Source organism: Pseudarthrobacter sp. NKDBFgelt (assembly GCF_046097905.1).
In the GTDB taxonomy this organism is placed as follows: Bacteria; Actinomycetota; Actinomycetes; order Actinomycetales; family Micrococcaceae; genus Arthrobacter; species Arthrobacter polychromogenes.
Window position 1 is genome coordinate 1 of sequence record NZ_JBJURL010000143.1, and the last position, 3,651, is coordinate 3,651.

The 3,651-nt window shown below is 54.9% G+C and carries 2 rRNA genes; both read left to right on the top strand.

From position 1 onward, the window contains the following. Positions 1–195: 195 nt before the first annotated feature. Positions 196–3,322 (top strand): 23S ribosomal RNA (locus ACKAE7_RS20590). A gap of 206 nt (positions 3,323–3,528) precedes the next feature. Continuing rightward, a 5S ribosomal RNA gene (rrf, locus tag ACKAE7_RS20595) occupies positions 3,529–3,645 on the top strand. Positions 3,646–3,651 lie beyond the last annotated feature (6 nt).

The window sequence follows — 3,651 nt, forward strand, 5'->3', positions numbered from 1 at the left end:
GTGTGTGGGGTGTGTGGTACGGGGTTGTTGTTTGAGAACTACATAGTGGACGCGAGCATCTTTTATAAGAAGCAATTTCCAAGAATATGAACCTGGATCTGGCTGCGCGTGATGGTGTCACTCTTTTGGGGTGGTGTTGTTGGGTGTGGTTGGTTTCTGTGGTTCTCTCGAAAATTAGCGTTTTTGATCTTTTGTGGTCAAGTTTTTAAGAGCACACGGTGGATGCCTTGGCATTAGGAGCCGAAGAAGGACGTAGGAATCTGCGATAAGCCTGGGGGAGTCGATAACCGGACTGTGATCCCAGGGTGTCCGAATGGGGAAACCCCGCCAGGGGCGCGAGTTGCCTGGTGACCCGCATCTGAACACATAGGGTGCGTGGAGGGAACGCGGGGAAGTGAAACATCTCAGTACCCGCAGGAAGAGAAAACAATAGTGATTCCGTTAGTAGTGGCGAGCGAACGCGGATCAGGCTAAACCGTTCCATGTGTGATAGCCGGCGGGCGTTGCATGGTCGGGGTTGTGGGACTTTCCATACCAGTTCTGCCGGGCTGGTGGGGTGTGATGTGCAGGCATAGGTGAGCGGTCTTGAAAGGCCGGCCAGAGAGGGTGTTAGCCCCGTAACCGTAATGTTGTGTACCGCCTGGATGAGTATCCCAAGTAGTACGGGGCCCGAGAAATCCCGTGCGAATCTGTCAGGACCACCTGATAAGCCTAAATACTCCCTAATGACCGATAGCGGACCAGTACCGTGAGGGAAAGGTGAAAAGTACCCCGGGAGGGGAGTGAAACAGTACCTGAAACCGTGTGCTTACAATCCGTCGGAGCCAGTCTGATTCTGGTGACGGCGTGCCTTTTGAAGAATGAGCCTGCGAGTTAGTGTTACGTCGCGAGGTTAACCCGTGTGGGGCAGCCGTAGCGAAAGCGAGTCTGAATAGGGCGTTGCAGTGGCGTGATCTAGACCCGAAGCGAAGTGATCTACCCATGGCCAGGTTGAAGCGACGGTAAGACGTCGTGGAGGACCGAACCCACTTCAGTTGAAAATGGAGGGGATGAGCTGTGGGTAGGGGTGAAAGGCCAATCAAACTTCGTGATAGCTGGTTCTCCCCGAAATGCATTTAGGTGCAGCGTTGCGTGTTTCTTGCTGGAGGTAGAGCTACTGGATGGCTAATGGGCCCTACAAGGTTACTGACGTCAGCCAAACTCCGAATGCCGGTAAGTGAGAGCGCAGCAGTGAGACTGTGGGGGATAAGCTTCATAGTCGAGAGGGAAACAGCCCAGACCACCAACTAAGGCCCCTAAGCGTGTGCTAAGTGGGAAAGGATGTGGAGTTGCGAAGACAACCAGGAGGTTGGCTTAGAAGCAGCCATCCTTGAAAGAGTGCGTAATAGCTCACTGGTCAAGTGATTCCGCGCCGACAATGTAGCGGGGCTCAAGTACACCGCCGAAGTTGTGGCATTCAGATATTAGCTAAGCCCTTGTGGTTCAGGCGTCTGGATGGGTAGGGGAGCGTCGTGTGGGCGGTGAAGTCGCGGTGTAAACCAGCGGTGGAGCCTACACGAGTGAGAATGCAGGCATGAGTAGCGAAAGACGGGTGAGAAACCCGTCCGCCGAATGATCAAGGGTTCCAGGGTCAAGCTAATCTGCCCTGGGTAAGTCGGGACCTAAGGCGAGGCCGACAGGCGTAGTCGATGGACAACGGGTTGATATTCCCGTACCGGCGAAAAACCGCCCATGCTGAACAGGGGATACTAACTGCCCGAGACCTGCCCGATCGCCCTTGTGGTGTGAGGGTTTTGGTGGAGCGCAGGACCTGATCCTGGGAGGCAAGCGTATTAACAGGTGTGACGCAGGAAGGTAGCCAAGCCGGGCGATGGTTGTCCCGGTCTAAGGATGTAGGGCGAACGGTAGGCAAATCCGCTGTTCATGATGCCTGAGATCTGATGGGACCCCCGTTTGGGGGGATTTGGTGATCCTATGCTGCCGAGAAAAGCATCGACGCGAGGTTTTAGCCGCCCGTACCCCAAACCGACACAGGTGATCAGGTAGAGAATACTAAGGCGATCGAGAGAATTATGGTTAAGGAACTCGGCAAAATGCCCCCGTAACTTCGGGAGAAGGGGGGCCCCAACCTTGATACACCCTTGCGGTGTGGAGGGGATCGGGGCCGCAGAGACCAGGGGGAAGCGACTGTTTACTAAAAACACAGGTCCGTGCGAAGTCGCAAGACGATGTATACGGACTGACTCCTGCCCGGTGCTGGAAGGTTAAGAGGACCGGTTAGCCGCAAGGCGAAGCTGAGAATTTAAGCCCCAGTAAACGGCGGTGGTAACTATAACCATCCTAAGGTAGCGAAATTCCTTGTCGGGTAAGTTCCGACCTGCACGAATGGAGTAACGACTTCCCCGCTGTCTCAACCATAAACTCGGCGAAATTGCAGTACGAGTAAAGATGCTCGTTACGCGCAGCAGGACGGAAAGACCCCGAGACCTTTACTATAGTTTGGTATTGGTGTTCGGAGTGGCTTGTGTAGGATAGGTGGGAGACGTTGAAGCCCGGACGCCAGTTCGGGTGGAGTCATCGTTGAAATACCACTCTGGTCACTTTGGACATCTAACTTCGGCCCGTAATCCGGGTCAGGGACAGTGCCTGATGGGTAGTTTAACTGGGGCGGTTGCCTCCTAAAAAGTAACGGAGGCGCCCAAAGGTTCCCTCAGCCTGGTTGGCAATCAGGTGTCGAGTGTAAGTGCACAAGGGAGCTTGACTGTGAGAGAGACATCTCGAGCAGGGACGAAAGTCGGGACTAGTGATCCGGCGGTACATTGTGGAATGGCCGTCGCTCAACGGATAAAAGGTACCTCGGGGATAACAGGCTGATCTTGCCCAAGAGTCCATATCGACGGCATGGTTTGGCACCTCGATGTCGGCTCGTCGCATCCTGGGGCTGGAGTAGGTCCCAAGGGTTGGGCTGTTCGCCCATTAAAGCGGTACGCGAGCTGGGTTTAGAACGTCGTGAGACAGTTCGGTCCCTATCCGCTGCGCGCGCAGGAAATTTGAGAAGGGCTGTCCTTAGTACGAGAGGACCGGGACGGACGAACCTCTGGTGTGTCAGTTGTACTGCCAAGTGCACCGCTGATTAGCTACGTTCGGATGGGATAACCGCTGAAAGCATCTAAGCGGGAAGCTCGCTTCAAGATGAGATTTCCATACACCTCGTGTGTGAGAGGCCCCCAGCCAGACCACTGGGTTGATAGGCCGGATGTGGAAGCGAGGACTAACGACTCGTGAAGCTGACCGGTACTAATAGGCCGATAACTTACACCACACACCACCCCCGCAAACGAACTTCAAAAGCGTTTGCAACTCGGGGGCGGTAAAAAGATAACAAGACTGCTTGCGTCCACTATGTGGTTCCCAACCAACAAACCCACCCGTTTGCTGGCAAGGAACCAACAACTGAATAACAACACCACAATGTTGTAACCACAAAAGATTTCCCACCCAGGTCCTGCCTGGGACGGGTACAAGGGTTACGGCGGTCATAGCGTGGGGGAAACGCCCGGTCCCATTCCGAACCCGGAAGCTAAGACCCACAGCGCCGATGGTACTGCACCCGGGAGGGTGTGGGAGAGTAGGTCACCGCCGGACACACAC